This is a genomic window from Enterobacter sp. Lyrl_3 (genome assembly GCF_051948675.1).
Classification (GTDB): Bacteria; Pseudomonadota; Gammaproteobacteria; order Enterobacterales; family Enterobacteriaceae; genus Enterobacter; species Enterobacter cloacae.
The window spans coordinates 615,108-634,268 of the sequence record NZ_JAYJLI010000001.1 but is presented as its reverse complement, the minus strand read 5'-3'; the positions used below and the strand labels follow the sequence as shown (position 1 = coordinate 634,268).

14 protein-coding genes are annotated in these 19,161 nt (G+C 55.0%); 11 read left to right on the top strand and 3 right to left on the bottom strand.

Going from position 1 to position 19,161, the window contains the following annotated elements; all coding sequences use genetic code 11:
* Nucleotides 1–6: 6 nt before the first annotated feature.
* The gene (yegD, locus tag VF709_RS03275; RefSeq protein ID WP_149896221.1) at nt 7–1,359 is read right to left on the bottom strand and encodes a molecular chaperone; all 1,353 of its coding nucleotides are present in this window, start codon (nt 1,357–1,359) and stop codon (nt 7–9) included.
* Nucleotides 1,360–1,489: 130 nt separating this feature from the next.
* On the opposite strand from yegD, the gene alkA reads away from it, so the two are divergent.
* Complete coding sequence (gene alkA, locus VF709_RS03270) at nt 1,490–2,362, top strand: DNA-3-methyladenine glycosylase 2 (protein ID WP_047351627.1); 873 nt, start codon at nt 1,490–1,492, stop codon at nt 2,360–2,362.
* On the opposite strand, the gene VF709_RS03265 is transcribed toward alkA, so the two are convergent.
* Entirely contained in the window at nt 2,327–5,656 is a 3,330-nt protein-coding gene (locus VF709_RS03265; protein ID WP_149896222.1) for a diguanylate cyclase, read from the bottom strand. The genes alkA and VF709_RS03265 overlap by 36 nt on opposite strands.
* Nucleotides 5,657–6,000: 344 nt before the next feature.
* Between VF709_RS03265 and udk the strand changes: the two genes are divergently transcribed.
* The 3 genes from udk to asmA all read left to right on the top strand — a co-directional run bounded on the left by udk (nt 6,001) and on the right by asmA (nt 9,185).
* Complete coding sequence (udk, locus tag VF709_RS03260) at nt 6,001–6,642, top strand: uridine kinase (protein ID WP_008500855.1); 642 nt, start codon at nt 6,001–6,003, stop codon at nt 6,640–6,642.
* A gap of 88 nt (nt 6,643–6,730) precedes the next feature.
* Nucleotides 6,731–7,312 carry a dCTP deaminase gene (gene dcd, locus VF709_RS03255; protein WP_013097886.1) on the top strand — a complete coding sequence of 194 codons (582 nt, stop codon included), beginning with the start codon at nt 6,731–6,733 and terminating at the stop codon, nt 7,310–7,312.
* A 22-nt stretch (nt 7,313–7,334) separates the two neighbouring features.
* A complete protein-coding gene (gene asmA, locus VF709_RS03250) occupies nt 7,335–9,185 on the top strand; it encodes an outer membrane assembly protein AsmA (RefSeq protein ID WP_029881803.1) in 1,851 nt (616 codons plus the stop codon).
* A gap of 88 nt (nt 9,186–9,273) precedes the next feature.
* Here the strand turns inward: asmA and VF709_RS03245 are convergent, their stop codons facing one another.
* The gene (locus VF709_RS03245) at nt 9,274–10,857 is read right to left on the bottom strand and encodes a TerC family protein (protein ID WP_440230875.1); all 1,584 of its coding nucleotides are present in this window, start codon (nt 10,855–10,857) and stop codon (nt 9,274–9,276) included.
* A 691-nt stretch (nt 10,858–11,548) separates the two neighbouring features.
* On the opposite strand from VF709_RS03245, the gene VF709_RS03240 reads away from it, so the two are divergent.
* From VF709_RS03240 to wcaD, 7 genes are all read left to right on the top strand, one after another.
* Entirely contained in the window at nt 11,549–12,688 is a 1,140-nt protein-coding gene (locus tag VF709_RS03240) for a polysaccharide export protein (protein ID WP_014170829.1), read from the top strand.
* A gap of 6 nt (nt 12,689–12,694) precedes the next feature.
* A complete protein-coding gene (gene wzb, locus VF709_RS03235) occupies nt 12,695–13,138 on the top strand; it encodes a low molecular weight protein-tyrosine-phosphatase Wzb (RefSeq protein ID WP_013097882.1) in 444 nt (147 codons plus the stop codon).
* Between the two features lie 2 nt (nt 13,139–13,140).
* Nucleotides 13,141–15,303, top strand: a complete 2,163-nt coding sequence (gene wzc, locus VF709_RS03230; protein WP_047023873.1) for a tyrosine-protein kinase Wzc — start codon at nt 13,141–13,143, stop codon at nt 15,301–15,303.
* Between the two features lie 108 nt (nt 15,304–15,411).
* The gene (gene wcaA, locus VF709_RS03225; RefSeq protein WP_013097880.1) at nt 15,412–16,254 is read left to right on the top strand and encodes a colanic acid biosynthesis glycosyltransferase WcaA; all 843 of its coding nucleotides are present in this window, start codon (nt 15,412–15,414) and stop codon (nt 16,252–16,254) included.
* Complete coding sequence (wcaB, locus tag VF709_RS03220; RefSeq protein ID WP_149896223.1) at nt 16,254–16,745, top strand: colanic acid biosynthesis acetyltransferase WcaB; 492 nt, start codon at nt 16,254–16,256, stop codon at nt 16,743–16,745. Before wcaA ends, wcaB begins: the two co-directional genes overlap by 1 nt.
* Nucleotides 16,742–17,959 (top strand): colanic acid biosynthesis glycosyltransferase WcaC, encoded by a 1,218-nt coding sequence (gene wcaC, locus VF709_RS03215; protein ID WP_114518905.1) that lies wholly within the window; start codon nt 16,742–16,744, stop codon nt 17,957–17,959. The genes wcaB and wcaC overlap by 4 nt, the downstream gene beginning before the upstream one ends.
* Nucleotides 17,934–19,154, top strand: coding sequence for a colanic acid polymerase WcaD (gene wcaD, locus VF709_RS03210; RefSeq protein ID WP_045294486.1), 1,221 nt, complete (start codon nt 17,934–17,936; stop codon nt 19,152–19,154). Before wcaC ends, wcaD begins: the two co-directional genes overlap by 26 nt.
* Nucleotides 19,155–19,161 lie beyond the last annotated feature (7 nt).

The window sequence follows — 19,161 nt, the reverse complement described above, 5'->3', positions numbered from 1 at the left end:
GTGTATTTAACTAAACATCACCTGCGCCCAGCGCGCCAGCCCCGCCGTGACGGAGCGAAAGTCATCGCCGCCGGCAATTGGAATGCCCGGCAGCTGTTTTGCCAGCGCTTTCTTGATCAGCGGCGAACGGGCGCTACCGCCGGTCAGGTAAATCACGTCCGGCTTCTCTTTGCCGTTCTCCAGCGCCAGTTGCACCTGTTCCAGAATGCGCTGCAGCGGCTGGGCGAGCGCGGTTTCCAGTCCTTCCTGAGAAATGGCGGTTGCCAGATCTTCACTGATAAACGGCAAGGAAACCGCGTGCTCCGGGCGATCGGAGAGGGCGATTTTGCTCTCTTCGGCAGTACGCACCACGCGATAACTCAGACGCTGACGCCAGACTTTGTAGAGCAGGGCGACCTTGTCGGCCTCCCGGGCATCACGCACCATATCGTTCAGGAAGCGGCCATTCGCGCTGCTGTAAAAATCGCTCTGCGCGGGGACGTCGTTGATGGCGATAGCGTTCCACCAGGGCAGGATCGGCAGAGCGATCCCTTTTTCCGTTTGCCCACCCATGCCCAGCAGTGGCATCAGGCTCTTAAAGGCGAGCGCGATATCCAGATCGTTACCGCCCACGCGGCAGCCGCTGTGCCCCAGCAGGCTGTTTTCGCGGTCACGACGGTTATGCCACTGCGGCCCCATCAGCAGCAGCGAGCAGTCGGTGGTGCCCCCGCCGATGTCGACGACCAGCACGCGCTTCTCTTCTGTCAGCGTGGCTTCAAAATCCAGCCCCGCCGCCACCGGCTCATACTGGAATACCACGTCGCGAAAGCCCGCGCGGTGCGCGGCACGCTCAAGGATCCCCTGCGCCTGCTGGTTAGCCTCGTCGCCACCCAGCCCCTGGAAGTTGATCGGACGGCCAATTACCGCCTGATCGATCGCCTCCGGTACCTGGGTTTGCGCCTGATTGCGAATGTGCAGCATCATGGCACAGACCAGATCTTCAAACATCGCCACCTGCTGCGGCTTCAGCCCGCTGGCGCCGAGAAACGATTTTGGCGATTTAACGAAGTAGACCTCTTCCGGGTCGTCAATGTAGTGTCCGAGCGACGAGAGGCCGAACTGGACGCTCGACGGTGTGACGTCGATATCTTCTTCGCGGTTAAAACTGACGGCCCGGCGCAGCAACGCTTGTGATTCCGCCGCCGTGGTCGGAACCTGATGGTGGCGGAACAGCCATTCGCTGACCGCTTCGCGGGTTGGTGCGCAGAGCATTGACGGCAGCAGCGTACTCTCGTTTTCCATTTTCAGGAGCAATGGTTGTCCGTTTTGCATAATCGCAACCGAACAGTTCGCCGTACCGTAGTCGAATCCAATAAACACGATTAATCCCCATGCCAGTGAGAAGGGGCGAGACTTTAGCGGAATGCCCGACCGGCGACAACAGGAATATGAAAGCAAGGCGAAACAAGGCCTTTCGGTTTATGCTGAGGTGAACAAAAAAGGAGTGACAATGTATACCCTGACCTGGCAACCCCCTTATGACTGGCAATGGATGTTTGGCTTTCTTGGCGCGCGTGCGGTGGAGGGGATCGAGACGGTTACCGAACGCTACTACGAGCGCAGTTTCACCTGCCAGCGACACCAGGGGATCTTTCGCGTCACCCCGGATCTGAACACCCACACGCTCAACGTCACGCTCAGCCCGGGGTTAATCCCGGTTGCGCAGACCTGTCTTGAACGCATCGCAGGTCTGTTCGATCTTGCCTGCGATCCGCAGCAAATTCAGCAGGCGCTGGGCGACCTGGGCGCTGCGCGACCAGGGTTGCGCTTACCGGGGGCGATGGATGCCTACGAGCAGGGCGTGAGAGCGATCCTGGGGCAACTGGTCAGCGTGGCGATGGCGGCGAAGCTGGCCTCACGGGTGGTAGCCCTGTGCGGCGAACCGGTAAAAGATGCGCCGGGCTATCTGTGCTTTCCCACACCTGAGGTGCTGGCTGCGGTGGATCCGCTGGCGCTGAAGGCCCTCGGCATGCCGGTCAAACGGGCGGAGTCGTTGATTCATCTGGCCCGCTCCGTGGTCGACGGCACGTTTCCGCTGTTCCCGCCTGCGGATATTGAGGCCGGGATGAAAGCCTTACAGCAGCGGCCGGGGATAGGGCGCTGGACAGCAAATTACCTTGCCCTGCGCGGCTGGCAGGCGAAAGATGTGTTCCTGCCGGATGACTACCTGATTAAGCAACGCTTTGCTGGCATGACGCCTGCGCAAATTTGCCGCTACGCCCAGCGCTGGCAGCCGTGGCGCTCTTACGCCCTTTTGCACATCTGGTATACCGACGGCTGGACGCCATCAGTTGATGGCGAAATAGCTGGTGTTCAGCAGTAGATCCAGCGGCTGCGGCTCACCGATGGTGTCACCGAAAATAAAATCAACGCCGATGCCGGAGAGCGTATCCATCATGATGGGTTGGTTACACGGACCGGCGATGGTACGCATCCCCAGACGCTGGGCATGGCCCTGAATAATGGTAACCATCATCTCATCCATCAGGTTGCCGTGCACATTGGTCACCACTTCGGCGTCCAGCATCAGATAATCAGCCACGTTGGCACCAAGGTGGCTAAAAAGATCCATGTTGCGTCCCGCCTGGCTGAGCACCACGCGGCAGCCAACGTGGCGGAGCTTTTGTAGCCCCGTCTGGACGTTTGGATCCGGGTTTGCCACAACGTCGATCGCGATGACCAGATGCAGCAGACGGCCCGGTAAAGGCCCTTTATCCAGCAGGTCGAGTAATTCGTCGATCAGCGTGGTGCTGGCTAAACCCGCGGCGGACAGGGGAAGGGCGACCCCGAGGCCTTTTTTGGCAACCGGAGCGGCATACGCGCGGAAGAATTCGCTAAATATACGGCGGTCCAGCGCATGTAAAAGTTCAGGCTCCGCCAGGCCGGAACGGAAGGCGTGCTCTTCCTGCACTTCTCCCTGGCTGGTCCACAGGCGCAGCGAAATCAGCCAGAAGTTGCAGCTTTCCGGGATGCGCGGGGAGGCCACGCTGCGGGCGATCATCATCAGATGGTTGTCTTTGATCATATGCCACTGTTCATCAAGCGACATCATGCTGCGCGCGCTGTGTGCCCGCTCCTGCTGCGGCTCGTACACCGTCACCACGCCGCGACCGTTGTTTTTCGAGGCGTAGCAGGCAATGTCGGCCTGGGACATGACTTCCGAGGCCTGATGATTATTTTCATCAATCAGCGTGATCCCCGCGCTGGCGCCGATCCGGTGCAGGCGGCCCTCCCACATAAAGTGATAGTCGTTGATGGTATGGACCAGCCGACCCGCAATATAGCGGGCACTTTCAATATTGCAGTCCGGCAGCAGCAGCCCGAATTCATCCCCGCCCAGACGCGCCAGCACGTCGCTGGAGCGCAGCATGGTCAGCATCAAGGACGCAAGCTCCCGCAACAGGGCGTCGCCCGCCGCGTGGCCTGCGGTATCGTTGACGGCTTTGAAGCGATCGAGATCGATAAACACCAGCGCATGTCGCTGGCGCGTCTCCTGCACGGTTTGCAGCAGCCGCTTGAGGTGATTTTCGAAACTGACCCGGTTTGCCAGATGGGTGAGGGCATCGTGAGAAGCGCTATAACTGAGCTGACGCAGCATTTTGCGCGATTCGGTGACGTCCTGAATAACCAGCACCGAGCCGATATTCTGCCCGTCCAGCGTGCTGAGCGGGGTGATGCTGTAATGGATATCAAAAACGCCGCCGGTACGGCAGTTCAGCACCACATCCTGCTCGATATCTGAACGGGACATATCGCCGCTGTGAATATTCTCCATCAGCGGCCCTTTTTCGCCGAAGGTGATATGCAGAACCTTCAGCACCGGCTGGCCGATGGCCTCGGTTTGCAGCCAGCCGCTCATTTTCTCGGCGACCGGGTTCATAAAGGTGACATTCATGTCGACATCGGTACACAGCACTGCTTCGCCGATGGAGTCGAGGGTAATGTGCAAACGCTCTTTTTCCTGGAACAGGGCCTCATTGAGCTGCTTCACTTCGGTCATGTCCATATTGATACCGAGCAAGCGTTCGACTTCCCCCTGTTTGTTCAGGACCCGGTTCGCCAGGGAGCGAATATGGCGTACCCCCTCTTTCACGCGAATACGGAATTCAAGCTTAAACGGCAGCCGTGAAATGAGTGATTCCCGAAGCACTTTTTCCGCATGGGCGCGATCTTCAGGCAGCATCGTATCGTGCCAGAGCTGCCACGTAGGTTTGATATGCGGCGGGATTTCATACAGCTCAAACATCCGCTTATCCCAGCTGATGATGTCCGGCTCAAGATCCCACTCCCAGATGCCAATGCCGCCCGCTTCATTGGCAAGGGTAATGCGCTCCATCAGCCGTTTATTGACCCATTCGGTCTGCTTCAGATCGTTAATATCTTCAATCTGGGCAATGAAATAGAGCGGTGAACCGTCGGCATGACGTACAACCGAGACCGCAAGCAGCGCCCAGACCACTTCGCCGCTGCGGGTGTAGTAGCGTTTCTCAAGGGTGTAGGTGTTGATATCCCCGTTGACCAGTTGTTCAAGCTGTTCGAGATCGGTGTGCAGATCTTCCGGCCAGGTTAGCTGCTGGAAGGTGAGCGACTGCAGCTCCGTCTGGCTGTAGCCGAGAAAGTTACACAGCGCTTTATTGGCCTGCAGCCACTGACCGTCAATGCTGACCAGCGCCATGCCAATGGCGGAATACTCCATCGCATTACGAAAACGCTCTTCACTTTCAGTGATGTGTTTTCGCTCTGCGCGAAAGGCATACATCACCATGGTCATGACGTTGGCTGGCAGAAGCAGCATCAGGAACGGCAGCCAGGGGGCATTCAGCATCGCGCCGGTGTGCTGCGTGGTCAGTGCCTCCGGGTTATGGGCAATCATCAGCGAAACCACCATCACGGTGACCAGAAACACCATAAAGGCTTCCATGCGCGGCAGGCGCACAGCGCTCCACATCAGCAGAACAATGACGCAGGTAAAAGGCCACGGCAGCCAGACGATGGCCGCCCAGCTAAGGACCAGCGTCACGGCCATGGTTACCAGCGTTTCCAGCAGCAGCTTCGGGTCTCGATGGCGCAGGAGATAGTGCGGCTTAAACAGTAACCCTAATGGCACCAGGGCCAGTGCGCCAACCGCTTCAGACAAGACCCACACGAGGAAATTACGCAGCGGCTCCGGGCTGGGTATCAGTAAATGCACCAGCACACCGCCCACCAGCGGGGGGATCAGCGCGCTGCCGATGGCCAGGCGGATCCAGTCATTCAGATTCTGCAGCGGGTTGTACCAGGGGAGCAGTTTGCGCAGTAATAACGCACCAACTACCGCTTCCACCACGTTAATGGCGGTATAGGTCGGATTAATCGACGACCAGGAGAAGAGCATCCACGAGGCCAGAATATTGCCAAACGAACAGGCCAGGGCAATACCGGGCCACATTTTTCCGGCGTGGCGATAAAACGCCACCATCATAATGGCGGTGGGAAACCAGAGCGGAGCCAGCAGCGCGCCGAAGCGGGTCAACTCCAGCGAAAAAAGGGTAAAGATAAAGGTGACCAGGCCCAGACAGACAAGTCGCATAAGAGGATGTGGGGTGGTAACCAAAACCCGCTGGTGTTGTTTATTCATTACCGCTTTATCCAGAGACGCCATGCCGTCGGGAGTGAAGGTCCGGACGAGTGAATGTGCTAATTTGGTTTATGCTAGTACAAACAATTTACAATTCATATGGCGACTGCTCATAATTTGACATCATAGATTTATTAAATAGTTAGTGTTTAAAAAAATCCTGTTAAACGCTGAAAAAACGCGCGTAAAAATTTCACTCAGGGAACATAACGTCACTTTTCAGCCTGTCTCGCATAACCTGCGCTTTCGACTGGTATCACGCCCGTGAAATCCCTATAATTGCCGCGTTTGACGCTCCGGCGTCGTCCTTCCTTAACATCCAGGTTAATCAGGTCGCTAAATTTATGACTGATAAGTCTCATCAGTGCGTCATTATAGGCATTGCCGGCGCATCGGCTTCAGGTAAAAGTCTTATTGCCAGTACGCTATACCGCGAACTGCGTGAACAAGTTGGTGATGAGCACATCGGCGTCATTCCCGAAGACAGCTATTACAAAGACCAATCCCATCTGTCGATGGAAGAGCGCGTAAAAACGAACTATGACCATCCTAATGCCATGGATCACAGCTTGCTGTTCCAGCATTTAGAAGCGCTCAAGAGCGGCCAGGCGATTGAACTGCCTGTTTATAGTTACGTGGAACATACCCGCACGCAGGAAACGATTCGCATTGAGCCAAAGAAGGTGATTATCCTTGAAGGCATCCTGCTTCTGACCGACGCGCGTCTGCGCGAGTCAATGAACTTCTCCATCTTTGTTGATACCCCGCTGGACATCTGCCTGATGCGCCGCATCAAGCGTGACGTGAACGAACGTGGCCGTTCAATGGACTCCGTCATGGCGCAGTACCAGAAAACCGTTCGCCCAATGTTCCTGCAATTTATTGAACCATCCAAACAATACGCCGATATTATCGTGCCGCGCGGAGGCAAAAACCGCATTGCCATTGATATCTTAAAAGCGAAAATCAGCCAGTTTTTTGAATAAGCCGCGCGAATTGTGTACCGTTCAGAGATAACCTGCTTTGCCCTGAGTCGTTATCCTCAGGGCACGATGCACGAAAGGAGAGAGTGCCATGCGTCTTTGTGATCGCGATATAGAAGCCTGGCTGGATGAAGGCCGCCTGTCTATTACCCCACGTCCACCCGTGGAGCGTATCAATGGTGTCACCGTTGATGTGCGACTGGGGAATAAATTCCGCACCTTCAGCGGCCATACCGCACCGTTCATCGACCTTAGCGGGCCGAAGGATGAAGTCAGCGCCGCGCTTGATCGCGTGATGAGTGACGAAATCGTTATCGACGAAGGCGAGGCCTTTTATCTGCATCCGGGCGAGCTGGCGCTGGCGGTGACCTTTGAATCGGTGACGCTGCCCGCGGATCTGGTGGGCTGGCTCGATGGCCGTTCCTCTCTGGCGCGTCTGGGGTTGATGGTACACGTGACCGCGCACCGTATCGATCCAGGCTGGTCGGGCCGAATCGTGCTGGAGTTTTTCAACGCCGGTAAACTGCCGCTGGCGCTGCGCCCGGGCATGATGATTGGTGCGCTGAGCTTTGAACCGCTGACGGGTCCGGCCGATCGTCCTTACAACCGCCGTCAGGACGCAAAATACCGCGACCAGCAGGGTGCGGTTGCCAGCCGTATTGATAAAGACTGATCGTTAGTCCATTGAGGATGCCATGAGAAGAGTTCTGACAACGCTGATGATTTTGCTGGTGGTGCTGGTTGCTGGCCTTTCAGCGTTGGTTCTGCTGGTTAACCCGAATGATTTCCGCGCCTATATGGTGCGGCAGGTCGAAGCCCGCAGTGGTTATCAACTGAAGCTGGATGGGCCGCTGCGCTGGCACGTCTGGCCCCAGCTCAGCATTCTCTCTGGCCGCATGTCGTTAACCGCGCCAGGGGCTGCTCAGCCCCTGGTGTCTGCCGATAACATGCGCCTTGATGTGGCGTTAGTTCCGCTCTTTTCGCACCAGTTGCAGGTCAACCAGGTGATGTTAAAAGGCGCGGTGATTCAGCTTACCCAGCAAACTGAAGCCGTGCGTAACGCGGATGCGCCGGTTGCGCCGCGGGAAAATACCTTACCTGATGAACCGTCAGATACGGGCTGGTCATTCGATATTGGCAAACTGAAGGTGGCCGATAGCGTGCTGGTTTTCCAGCATGAAGACGATGAGCAGGTCACCGTACGGAATATCAACCTCAAGATGGAGCAGGATGAGCACCATCTTGCTTCGCTGGAGTTTAGCGGACGGGTCAACCGCGATCAGCGCGATCTCACTTTGTCTCTGAATGCCAGCGTCAATGCGTCGGATTATCCGCACCAGCTTACCGCCGACATTCAGCAGCTGAACTGGCAACTGACAGGAGCCGATCTCCCTGCCCAGGGGATTGCCGGTCAGGGAACGATGCAGGCCGTCTGGCGTGAAGAGTTAAAACAGCTTGAGATGAATAATCTCAACCTGCAGGCGAACGACAGCAGCCTGAAAGGGCAGGCGAGCGTCATTCTGGAGGCGAAGCCGAAATGGGTGCTCAATCTGCAGTTTGACAAGCTCAACCTGGAAAACCTGCTTCCTCCGCCTCCGGCGAGCGCTACGGACAACGATCCCGCGCAGCTCGGGCAAAACCAGGGGAAACAGACGCGTCCGGTTATCTCGTCTAATCTCGATCAGCCGGACTATAACGGTCTGCGGGGCTTCACGGCGGACATTCTGCTGAAGGCCAACAGCCTGCGCTGGCGCGGTATCGATTTCACCGACGTGAGCAGCCAGATGTTCAACCAGAACGGTTTGCTGGTGATCTCCGAACTGAGCGGCAAAATGGGCGCCGGGCACCTTTCCCTGCCGGGCACGCTGGATGTGCGTAAAGAGGCCTCGACTGCGGAATTTCAGCCGCGTCTCGACAACGTTGAGATTGGCACCATTCTGAAAGCCTTTGACTACCCCATCTCCATGACGGGTCAACTGACGCTGGCGGGGGATTTCTCGGGCACTAAGATCGATGCTGATGCTTTCCGCCGCGACTGGCAGGGGCAGGCTCACCTTGAACTGAAAGATGCCCGCATGGAAGGGCTCAACTTCCAGCAGCTGGTACAGCAGGCGGTGGAGCGTAGCAGCGAAGTTAAAGCGCAGGAAAATTACGACAGCGCCACGCGTCTCGACAGCTTTAGCAGTGACCTGACGCTCGACAATGGGCAGCTCTCTCTGAACGGCATGCAGGGGACCTCCTCACTGTTGTCATTAACCGGCGAGGGCAAGCTCGATCTGGTAAAAGAGACGGCAGATACCCACTTCAACGTTCAGGTGCTGTCCGGCTGGCAGGGTGAAGGTAAGCTGATCGACTTCCTGAAAGAGACGCCGGTACCGCTGAGCGTATATGGCCAATGGCAGTCGCTGAACTACAGCCTGCAGGTGGATCAGATCCTGCGCAAGCATCTGCAGGATGAAGCCAAACGTCGGTTGAACGACTGGGCGGATCGCAATAAAGATACCCAAAACGGGAAGGACGTGAAGAAGCTGCTGGATAAGCTTTGATGTTCGTTGTGCCGGGTGGCGGCTGCCAGTGCGGCCTGATGCCCTCACCCCATCCCTCTCCCACGGGAGAGGGAGCAACTTGTTTTTCCTACACCTCAAAATCCATCTCGTCTTCGTCGCGCAGCGGTATCAGCTGCACCTTCTGCACGCGATGGTTTTCAATCTGCAGCGTCTTGAGCATATAGTCGCCTACCTGAACTTCTTCACCCGGCTGGGGAATGCGCTGCAGATACTCCATCAGCAGACCTGCAATGGTGTGATACTCGCGCTTTTCATCCAGCGGCAGGGGAACATACTGGACCAGGTCTTCAAGCGGCATATGGCCGTTGGCCGTCCATGAACCGTCTGCGTTTTTCTGAATGTCGTGGCGCGCATCGATTTCATCCACTTCGTTTGGCAAATTACCGGCGATGGTTTCCATCACGTCGCTGAGCGTGACCAGCCCCTCAACCGAACCAAACTCATCCACCACAAAGGCAAAGTGCGTACGCGCGTTACGGAATTGCTCAAGGGCAGAAAGCAGTTGCAGCCCCTCCGGGAACACCAGCGGCTGGCGCACCAGGGCGCGCAAATTGAGTGCCTCACCGTGCAACTGCTGTTGCAGCAGGTCAATGACGTGCACCACGCCCAGCAGCTCCTCTTCCTCGTCACCCCCCGTCACGACCACCCGGGTATGCTGGTTTCTGTCCAGCAGGGCACGGATCTGCTCTTCCGGGGCGGTGAGGTCGATATGTTCGATGTCATGGCGCGACGTCATGATGCTGCTGACCGTGCGCTGGTTAAGATTGAGCACCCGCTCAATCATCAGTCGTTCCTGCGGGTTGAAGATCTGCCCGTCACTGTGATCGGCCAGCATCGCGGAAGATTCAGCATCCAGTTCCGCATCTTCTTTCTTCCCGCTGAGCAGGCGCATCACCGTGTCGGCGGTGCGTTGACGTAATGTCTGATTTGCCGAGAGGAAACGGCGGCGGTTGAAAATCGCCAGCTGGTTAAGCGCCTCAATCATGACGGAGAAACCAATGGCGGCGTAGAGGTAGCCTTTCGGAATGTGGAACCCAAAGCCGTCGGCTACCAGGCTAAAGCCAATCATTAACAGGAAACTCAGGCAGAGAATCACAATGGTCGGGTGGCTGTTAACAAACCGGGTCAGCGCTTTACTCGCCATCACCATCAGCGTAATGGCAATGATTACCGCAGCCATCATCACCGCCAGATGGTCGACCATCCCGACGGCGGTAATGACGGAGTCCAGGGAGAAGACCGCATCGAGCACCACAATTTGCGCCACCACCGGCCAGAATTTAGCCCCACGCCGCTGGGTGGGGTTTTCGCTGTCTTTGCCTTCGAGCCGCTCGTTCAGTTCTACCGTGGCTTTAAACAGCAGGAACAACCCGCCGAAGAGCATGATCAAATCACGTGCGCTAAAGCTCAGGCCGTAAACGGAGAAAAGGGGCTTTGTCAGGGTCACCAGCCAGGAGATTGAGGCCAGCGGCAGCAGTCGCATCACCATCGCCAGCAGCAGGCCCGTTACGCGCGCACGGTCGCGCTGCGCCGGGGGGAGTTTTTCGGCGAGGATGGCGATAAAGACCAGGTTATCAATACCGAGCACTAATTCGATGACGACCAGCGTAACCAGCCCGGCCCAGATTGATGGATCGGCAATCCATTCCATAGTAATCGCAATACCTTCTGTTATATGAGCAATGTCACACTTCGATCATGGATAAAGCCAGGGGAAATTGCAATGCCGGGCTGAGATTTCTCTTAATACGATCCGGCAAAAAGGAAGAACAATGCGGAATCTGTAAATAAGCTAAATACGTAGATTTAATTACGGCGAACGCATTTTAGGATATATCGCAATAAATGGTTTTTATTTTAATTTTGTCAATATAAAGAAAATCCTAAAACGTCAAAACTTTGCTCTTAATATTAATCTTAAAAACCGTTATTAGGACAGTTGTCTCCTTGCCTGCTATTAGGTTAGCTGCAACAATTCTCCCAGCATCAAATGTTAAATCTCCTTGTTGCTATTATTGTTCCGGTCTTCAGTGATGGTTATTCATTATCTGCCGTGTATCGCAAGCGGCTGATATATTTCCAGAAGGCCTTATCAAAGAGGGTGTCTATCCATAACGCATTGTTTAGTCAGTGGATTGGTAACTGAAAGCCAAGGGCGGTAGCGTGCCTGAAAGCGTGTGAATCAGCCTCGATTATTCTGTCAATAGCCAATGGATGAATAAGCTTTTTTTAGGACTGATGCCAGTTATATTTCTATTTGAACAACTGCATGCTGAAAGCCAAATCGACCCGGCTTATTTAATTGCACAGGATAATTACTCTGCCAAAGTGATAAATAATCAATGATGAAATCCAAAATGAAATTGATGCCATTATTGGTGTCTGTGACCTTGATGAGTGGTTGTACAGTCTTTCCCGGCAGCAATATGTCAACAATGGGTAAGGATGTGATCAAACAACAGGATGCTGATTTTGATCTCGACAAAATGGTGAATGTTTATCCACTGACACCACGTCTGGTCGAACAATTACGTCCACGTCCAAATGTTGCGCAGCCGAATATGTCTCTGGACCAGGAAATTGCCTCCTACCAGTACCGCGTAGGTCCGGGTGACGTGATTAACGTTACCGTGTGGGACCATCCGGAATTGACCACGCCAGCGGGCCAATACCGCAGCTCAAGCGACACCGGTAACTGGGTGCAGTCTGATGGCACCATGTTCTATCCCTATATCGGCAAAGTACACGTTGCCGGGAAAACCCTTGCCGAAATCCGTAGTGATATTACCGGCCGCTTAGCGCAGTACATCGCCGATCCGCAGGTGGACGTTAATATCGCCGCATTCCGTTCGCAAAAAGCCTATATCTCCGGACAGGTGAACAAATCTGGCCAGCAGGCCATCACCAACGTACCGCTGACCGTGCTGGACGCCATTAACGCCGCGGGCGGCTTAACCGACGGTGCCGACTGGCGCAACGTCGTTCTGACCCACAACGGCAAAGAACAACGCATTTCTCTGCAGGCGCTGATGCAAAACGGCGACCTGACCCAGAATCGTCTGCTCTATCCGGGCGACATTCTGTATGTACCGCGTAATGACGATCTGAAAGTCTTCGTGATGGGTGAAGTGAAGAAACAGAGCACCCTCAAAATGGACTTCAGCGGCATGACCCTGACCGAAGCACTGGGTAATGCAGAGGGTATCGATCTCACCACCTCTAATGCCACCGGTATCTTCGTGATCCGTCCGCTGAAAGGCGAGGGCAGTGCGAAAGGCAAGATTGCCAATATTTACCAGCTGGATATGTCCGATGCGACTTCTCTGGTAATGGCAACGGAGTTCCGCCTCCAGCCTTATGACGTGGTGTATGTCACCACCGCACCGGTTGCCCGCTGGAACCGTCTGATCAACCAGTTGCTGCCAACCATCAGTGGCGTTCGCTACATGACGGATACGGCGCGCGACATTCATACCTGGTAATCCGCGATGTTTAATAAAATTCTGGTTGTATGCGTGGGGAACATTTGCCGTTCCCCAACGGCTGAGCGGTTGCTGAAACATTACCAGCCCGAGCTCACCGTCGAATCTGCAGGGCTGGGCGCGCTGGTCGGTAAAGGTGCCGATGAAAGCGCCGCGAGCGTGGCCCGCGATCACAACCTTTCTCTTGACGGGCACTGCGCCCGCCAGGTCACCGGCCGCATGTGCCGGGAGTATGACCTGATCCTGACGATGGAAAAACGCCATATTCACTCGCTATGCGAAATCGCACCGGAGATGCGCGGCAAAGTGATGCTGTTTGGTCACTGGGAAAACGAACGCGAAATCCCCGATCCCTATCGCAAAAGCCGTGAGGCCTTTGAGGCGGTGTATACCTTACTTGACCAGTCTGCCCGTCAGTGGGCGCAGGCACTGAAAGCTCAGCAGGGATAACAATGACAGAAAAAACAAAACCTTCTGCCGCCCCGATTTCGGGCAGTGATGAAATCGATATTGGTCGCCTGGTCGGCACCGTCATAGAGGCGAAGTGGTGGGTACTTGGGATCACCGCCGTGTTTGCCGCCGCGGCGATCGTCTATACGCTGTTTGCGACACCCATCTATAGCGCCGATGCGCTGGTGCAGATTGAGCAGAACACCGGCAACTCGCTGGTGCAGGATATTGGCTCTGCCCTGGCGAACAAACCGCCTGCCTCCGAGGCCGAAATTCAGCTGATCCAGTCGCGTCTGGTGCTGGGCAAAACGGTTCACGATCTGGGGCTTGATATCTCCGTTACCAAAAATACCTTCCCGATATTTGGTGCCGGCTGGGATCGCCTGACCGGGCACAGCAACGACACGGTAAAAGTTACCGACTTTGTGCTGCCGAAAGGGAGCGCGGATCAAACCTTTACCCTGACCGTGCTAGGGCCGAAGCAGTATCAGCTGACCAGCGACGCAGGCTTCAGCGCGCGCGGTGAAGTGGGGCAGATGCTGACAAAAGATGGCGTCAGCATGAAGGTGAGCGCTATTCAGGCGCAGGAAGGCAGCGAGTTTACCGTCACCAAATTCTCCACCCTGGGGATGATCAACAATCTGCAAAACAACCTGACGGTCACCGAAAATGGCAAGGACACGGGTGTCCTGAGCATGACCTTTACCGGTGAAGATAAAGATCAAATCCGCGAAATTCTCAACAGCATTACCCGCAACTACCTTGAGCAGAACGTCGAGCGCAAGTCGGCTGAAGCGGCGAAAAGCCTGGCCTTCCTCGCAAAACAGCTCCCGGAAGTACGCGCACGTCTGGATGACGCAGAGAACAAACTGAACGCGTTTCGTCAGGATAAAGACTCCGTCGATCTGCCGCTGGAAGCGAAATCGGTGCTCGATTCGATGGTCAATATTGATGCGCAACTCAACGAGTTGACCTTCAAAGAGGCGGAAATTTCTAAGCTCTACACCAAACGTCACCCGGCCTATCGCACGCTGCTGGAAAAACGTCGCACCCTCGAAGAGGAGAAAGCGAAGCTTAATGACCGCGTCACCGCGATGCCAAAAACGCAGCAGGAAATTGTGCGTCTGACCCGCGACGTGGAATCCGGCCAGCAGGTCTATATGCAACTGCTGAACAAACAGCAGGAGCTGAAGATTACCGAAGCCAGCACCGTCGGCGACGTGCGTATTGTTGACCCGGCCATTACCCAGCCTGGCGTACTGAAGCCGAAGAAAGCGCTGATTATCCTCGGCAGCATTATCCTCGGCCTGATGCTCTCCATTGTTGGTGTGCTGCTGCGCTCGCTGTTCAACCGCGGTATCGAAAGCCCGCAGGTGCTGGAAGAGAACGGTATCAACGTTTACGCCAGTATCCCGCTCTCCGAATGGCAGAAGTCGCATGACCGGGTCAAAAGCGTCAAAGGCGTCAAGCGTTACAAACAGAGCCAGCTGCTGGCAGTGGGTAACCCGACGGACCTGGCAATTGAAGCGGTGCGCAGCCTGCGTACCAGTCTCCACTTCGCCATGATGCAGGCCAAAAACAACGTACTGATGTTAACCGGTGTCAGCCCGTCGATAGGTAAGACCTTTGTCTGTGCCAACCTGGCGGCGGTGGTCAGCCAGACCAATAAACGGGTACTGCTGATCGACTGCGATATGCGTAAGGGCTATACCCACGAGCTGCTGGGGACCAATAACGTCAACGGTCTGTCGGAAATCCTGCTTGGCAAGGGTGAGATTAGCCAGAGCGCAAAACCGACCAGCATCCCGAAATTTGACCTCATCCCACGTGGTCAGGTGCCGCCAAACCCATCCGAACTGTTGATGAGCGACCGCTTTGCCGAGCTGGTGGAGTGGGCGAGCAAAAACTATGACCTGGTGCTGATCGATACACCACCAATTCTGGCCGTGACCGATGCGGCCGTGGTCGGTCGCCTGGCGGGAACCACGCTGATGGTGGCGCGCTATGCGGTGAACACCCTGAAGGAAGTGGAAACCAGCCTGAGCCGCTTCGAGCAGAACGGCATTGAGGTGAAAGGGGTGATCCTGAACTCCATCTTCCGCCGTGCGACCGGGTACCAGGATTACGGGTATTACGAGTACGAATATAAGTCTGACAGCAAATAACAATCCCCCTCACCCTAACCCTCTCCCGAGGGGAGAGGGAACTGCCCGGTGCAGCTATTCTCCCTCTCCCTTTGGGAGAGAGGCGGGGTGAGGGATCAGGGGAAGATCATGACCACACAACGCCCTTTAGTTTCTATTTATATGCCGACATGGAATCGTCAGCAGCTGGCGATCCGTGCAATCAAATCGGTGCTGCGCCAGGATTACGATAACTGGGAGCTGATCATTGTTGATGACTGTTCCTCTTCGTATGAGCAGCTGCAAAAGTTTGTCACTGACCTCAATGACCCGCGTGTCAGCTATACCCATAACGCGATCAACTCCGGGGCGTGTGCGGTGCGTAATCAGGCAATTATGCAGGCCAAAGGGCAGTATCTGACCGGCATCGACGACGATGACGAGTGGACACCAAACCGGCTGTCCATTTTCCTGTCGCACAAGGAACAACTGGTCACCCACGCTTTCCTGTATGCCAACGACTATGTCTGTCAGGGCGAGGTTTACTCGCAGCCTGCCAGCCTGCCGCTGTACCCGAAATCACCATACTCTCGCCGCCTCTTCTACAAGCGCAACATCATCGGCAATCAGGTGTTCACCTGGGCGTGGCGCTTTAAAGAGTGCCTGTTCGATACCGAACTGAAGGCCGCGCAGGATTACGACATCTTCCTGCGGATGGTGGTGGAGTATGGCGAGCCGTGGAAGGTGGAAGAGGCCACGCAGATCCTGCACATCAACCACGGGGAGATGCAAATCACCTCCTCACCAAAAAAATTCTCGGGTTACTTCCATTTCTACCGCAAGCACAAGGATAAGTTTGACCGTGCCAGCCGGAAGTACCAGCTCTTTACCCTCTATCAGATCCGCAATAAGCGGATGACCTGGCGTACCTTGTTGACGCTGTTTTCTGTGCGCAACGGCAAGCGACTGGCTGATGGACTGCGGGGGAAATAATGTTTCTGGAAGATTGCCGCGCTAACAGCTGGAGCCTGCGCCCGTGCTGCATGGTTCTGGCGTACCGCATCGCGCATTTCTGCTCGGTGTGGCGTAAGAAAAATGTTCTGAACAACCTCTGGGCGGCACCGGTTCTGATGCTGTACCGAATTATCACCGAATGCATTTTTGGCTATGAAATTCAGGCTGCGGCCACCATCGGCCGCCGCTTTACCATTCACCACGGTTATGCGGTGGTTATCAATAAGTTCGTGATCGCCGGGGATGATTTCACTATTCGTCATGCGGTCACCATCGGCAACCGGGGGCCGGAGAGCCTGGCCTGCCCGGTCATCGGCAACAACGTCGAGCTGGGGGCGAACGTGGTGATCATTGGCGACATTACCATTGGTAACAACGTCACGATTGGTGCAGGCAGCGTGGTGCTGGACAGCATTCCGGATAACGCGCTGGTAGTGGGCGAAAAAGCCCGCGTGAAGGTGATCAAATGAACATTCTGCAATTTAACGTCCGTCTCGCCGAGGGCGGGGCGGCTGGCGTGGCGCTGGATCTGCACCAGCGTGCGCTGCAAAAAGGGCTTCAGTCTCGTTTTATCTACGGCTATGGCAAAGGCGGTAAGAAAAGCGTCAGCCACGATAGCTATCCGCAGGTGCACAAGCAGACGCCACGTCTGACGTCTGTCGCCAACATTGCGCTGTTCCGTCTGTTTAACCGCGATCTGTTTGGCAACCTGAACAACCTCTATCGCACGGTCACGCGCACTTCCGGCCCGGTTGTGCTCCATTTTCACGTGCTGCACAGCTACTGGCTGAACCTGCAAGAGGTGGTGACGTTTTGCCAGAAGGTACAGGCTCACAAGCTGGATACCCGCTTCATCTGGACGCTGCACGACCACTGGAGCGTGACCGGGCGCTGCGCGTTCACCGACGGCTGTGAAGGCTGGAAAAACGCCTGCCAGAAGTGTCCGACATTAACCAATTACCCGCCGGTGAAAGTGGATCGCGCTCACCAGCTGGTGGACGGAAAACGTCAGCTGTTCCGCGACATGCTGTCGCTCGGCTGCACGTTTATCTCCCCAAGCCAGCATGTGGCCGATGCCTTCAACAGTCTGTATGGGGCAGGGCGGTGTCAGATCATCAACAACGGGATCGACGTGGCGACGGAAGCGATTCTGGCCGAGTTGACCCCGGTTGCGGAAACCGCAGGCAAACCGAAAATTGCAATCGTCGCGCATGACCTGCGTTACGACGGCAAAACCAACCAGCAGCTGGTGCGCGACATGATGGCGCTGGGTGACAAAATTGAACTGCATACCTTCGGCAAATTCTCGCCGTTCGATGGCGCTAACGTGGTGAATCACGGGTTTGAAACGGATAAGCGCAAGCTGATGAGCGCCCTCAACGGGATGGATGCGCTGGTGTTCAGCTCGCGCGTCGATAACTACCCGCTGATCCTCTGCGAAGCGCTCTCGATTGGCGTGCCGGTGATCGCCACCCACAGCGATGCGGCGCGTGAAGTGCTGGAAAAATCGGGCGGGAAAACGTTCGCGGAACAGGAGGTGCTGCCGCTGGTGCAACTGCCGAAGCCGCAGATTGCGCAGGCCGTTTTTGGCACTGACCTGGAATCGTTCCGCAACCGCAGCCGCAAGGCCTACAGTGGACAACAGATGCTGGAGGAATATGTCTCGTTCTATCAGAGTCTGTAGTTATCTGCTGCTGCCGCTGATCTATCTGCTGGTCAATGTCAAAATTGCCCAGCTCGGCGAAAGCTTCCCGATAACCATTGTGACCTTCTTGCCTGCTCTGCTTCTGTTGTACGTCGATAAAATCAACCTCAAGAAGCTGATGATTGCCTTAGGGATGGGCTTTGGCCTGACGCTGTTTAACTACATCTTTGGCCAGTCGCTGGATCCCAGCAAGTACGTCACCTCTACCATGCTGTTTGTTTATATTGTCATTATTATTGGCATGGTGTGGAGTATTCGTTTTAAAACTATTTCTCCGCACAATTATCGGAAAATCCTCAGGCTCTTTTATATTGCCGTTGCGTTAATTGTTATGCTTGCTGCACTGGAAATGGCACAAATTATTCTCACCGGTGGTAGCAGCCTGATGGAGATGATTTCGAAATATCTCATTTACAGTAACAGCTATGTACTGAACTTCATTAAGTTTGGCGGTAAGCGTACGACAGCCCTCTATTTTGAACCGGCGTTTTTCGCTCTGGCGTTAATCTCAATTTGGCTCAGCATCAAACAGTTTGGTATCAAAACCCCTAAGACCGATGCTATGATTCTTGCAGGAATCGTTCTGTCTGGTTCGTTCTCAGGGGTCATGACATTTATCCTGTTTTACCTCCTGGAGTGGGCATTCCAGTACCTGAACAAAGATGCGATTAAGAAAAAGCTGCCGCTGGCGATCATCTCCCTGACGGTATTTTTAGTAGGCGTGATATTTGCATTCCCGTATATCTCAGAGCGTCTGGGGGATTTGGGAACGGAAGGCTCATCGTCCTATTATCGCATTATCGGGCCGCTGGTGATGGTGGGTTATTCCTTAACCCATATCGACGGTGTAGTAAGATTCGGCTCACTTTACGAATATGTTGCCTCATTCGGAATCTTTAACGGTGCGGATGTCGGTAAAACCATAGACAATGGCCTGTATCTGTTAATTATTTATTTTTCGTGGTTCGCCGTACTGTTGACGATCTGGTATCTGTTTAAAGTTTTCAAAATGATGATTAACGCGTTTGGGGATAACCAGAACTTTCGCGTGCAGCTTTATCTGTTTACGCCAGTGTCGCTGTTTTTTACGGGGTCAATATTTAGCCCGGAATATGCTTTCTTGATTGTCTGTCCGTTTATTCTGCGCAAAGCGCTTAATATTACGAACGTATGACGAAATG

Coding starts and splice junctions, on each gene's coding strand:
- alkA (WP_047351627.1), top strand. CDS start 1,490: ATGTATACCCTGACCTGGCAACCCCCTTATGACTGGCAATGGATGTTT.
- VF709_RS03265 (WP_149896222.1), bottom strand. CDS start 5,656: ATGAATAAACAACACCAGCGGGTTTTGGTTACCACCCCACATCCTCTT.
- udk (WP_008500855.1), top strand. CDS start 6,001: ATGACTGATAAGTCTCATCAGTGCGTCATTATAGGCATTGCCGGCGCA.
- dcd (WP_013097886.1), top strand. CDS start 6,731: ATGCGTCTTTGTGATCGCGATATAGAAGCCTGGCTGGATGAAGGCCGC.
- asmA (WP_029881803.1), top strand. CDS start 7,335: ATGAGAAGAGTTCTGACAACGCTGATGATTTTGCTGGTGGTGCTGGTT.
- VF709_RS03245 (WP_440230875.1), bottom strand. CDS start 10,857: ATGGAATGGATTGCCGATCCATCAATCTGGGCCGGGCTGGTTACGCTG.
- VF709_RS03240 (WP_014170829.1), top strand. CDS start 11,549: ATGATGAAATCCAAAATGAAATTGATGCCATTATTGGTGTCTGTGACC.
- wzb (WP_013097882.1), top strand. CDS start 12,695: ATGTTTAATAAAATTCTGGTTGTATGCGTGGGGAACATTTGCCGTTCC.
- wzc (WP_047023873.1), top strand. CDS start 13,141: ATGACAGAAAAAACAAAACCTTCTGCCGCCCCGATTTCGGGCAGTGAT.
- wcaA (WP_013097880.1), top strand. CDS start 15,412: ATGACCACACAACGCCCTTTAGTTTCTATTTATATGCCGACATGGAAT.
- wcaB (WP_149896223.1), top strand. CDS start 16,254: ATGTTTCTGGAAGATTGCCGCGCTAACAGCTGGAGCCTGCGCCCGTGC.
- wcaC (WP_114518905.1), top strand. CDS start 16,742: ATGAACATTCTGCAATTTAACGTCCGTCTCGCCGAGGGCGGGGCGGCT.
- wcaD (WP_045294486.1), top strand. CDS start 17,934: ATGTCTCGTTCTATCAGAGTCTGTAGTTATCTGCTGCTGCCGCTGATC.